At 43.6% G+C, this 1,387-nt stretch carries 1 protein-coding gene; it reads left to right on the top strand.

What is annotated here, in order from left to right; genetic code table 11:
* Nucleotides 1–1,254, top strand: a 1,254-nt coding sequence (locus GH808_RS15060) for an IS110 family RNA-guided transposase (RefSeq protein ID WP_186843599.1), incomplete at its 5' end; no start/stop codon positions are given.
* Nucleotides 1,255–1,387: the final 133 nt, after the last annotated feature.

The raw sequence follows: 1,387 nt of genomic DNA, 5'->3' as shown, positions 1-1,387 counted from the left end.
TTTTCTGTGGTCGCCATGCTGGAGCCTAATGGCTCACTGATTCGCAAGCCCTTTCGGATTGATCACAATCCGGCCGGTTTTAACAAGCTGCTCGGCATTCTCAAAAAAGAAGAAGAGCGGCTGAAACAAAAGCCCATCTACTTTGTAGAATCTACGGGTATCTTTCATTTGCCACTCTTCTTCTTTTTGAAATCGAATGATCTCAAAGGATTTGTGCTGAATCCTCTATGTGTTCATTCTACCAAAAATTTCGACTTAAGAAAAGTGAAAAATGATGCCAAAGATGCGGAATCGATTGCCCGGCTGGCTAAATTTCAGGATGTCAAGTATTCACTGGTTCCAGAACCCCAGATTCTTTCCCTGAGGATGTTACTGCGTGAATATTATGCCATTTCAGATATGCTCACCGAACTGAAAAACCGGCTTTGCACCGATCTGTATCTGCTGTTCCCCGGTTATCTGGATGTTTTTAGTAATCCTTTTGGCAAGGCTTCGCTGAAAATTCTCAGGGATTATCAAACCCCTAAGGCCATTCTTTCTGAAAATCCGGATACACTGGCTCAAATGATCGCTAAAACCAGTCGCAAGGGGCTTATATGGGGACAGAAGAAGGTTGCCAAACTCGTTGCGATGGCTCAACTCTGCCTTTCAATGCCCATGGAATTTTCTATCCTCAGCCGTAAAATTCAGTATCATCTTGACGGGATTGAAACGTTTCAGGCCAATCTGGAAGGTCTTAAAGACGAACTGGCTGGGATGATTTCGAATGCTGACTTTCCCAAAAATGTCCGGGACTCCATTATTCTACTGGAAGCCATGCCAGGAATTGGTTTTCTAACCGCGGCCACTATTCTGGCCGAAATCGGAGATTTTTCGCGGTTCCATTCGCCCAAAGCACTGGTTGCCTTCTTTGGCATTGATCCCAGTGTCAATCAGTCCGGCAAATTTAATGGGGATCGTAACAAAATTTCCAAACGTGGTACCCGCTTCGGCCGTAGAGTCCTTTTTACTGCGGCTCTGGCTTCGATTCGAACCACCTGCAAAGGTGATCCGATCAATCCTGTTTTGCGGGATTACTATCAGAATAAATGCCAAAACAAGAAGAAAAAGGTCGCCCTTGTAGCCGTCATGCATAAGCTGCTTCATTACATTTTTGCGGTTCTCCGTGATCAGAAACCTTTTGAATTCAGAAGCCCCGAAGATCATCAGTCCTGGCGGAACAGCTCACATTCCAGCCTCATTTTGGCCGCTTAACCCTGTAAAATTCGATTACTTGATTTTCAGCCATTGTTCGGATTTTTTAATGGCTTGTTTAGTTATGCTTTTTTTATCAATCCTCATTTCTGAAAAAATATTGAATTAACTATTGACTTTTATTAGCTGGTCT

The organism is Acetobacterium fimetarium (assembly GCF_014284475.1).
Classification (GTDB): Bacteria; Bacillota; Clostridia; order Eubacteriales; family Eubacteriaceae; genus Acetobacterium; species Acetobacterium fimetarium.
This window is presented reverse-complemented; position numbering and strand designations above follow the sequence as displayed.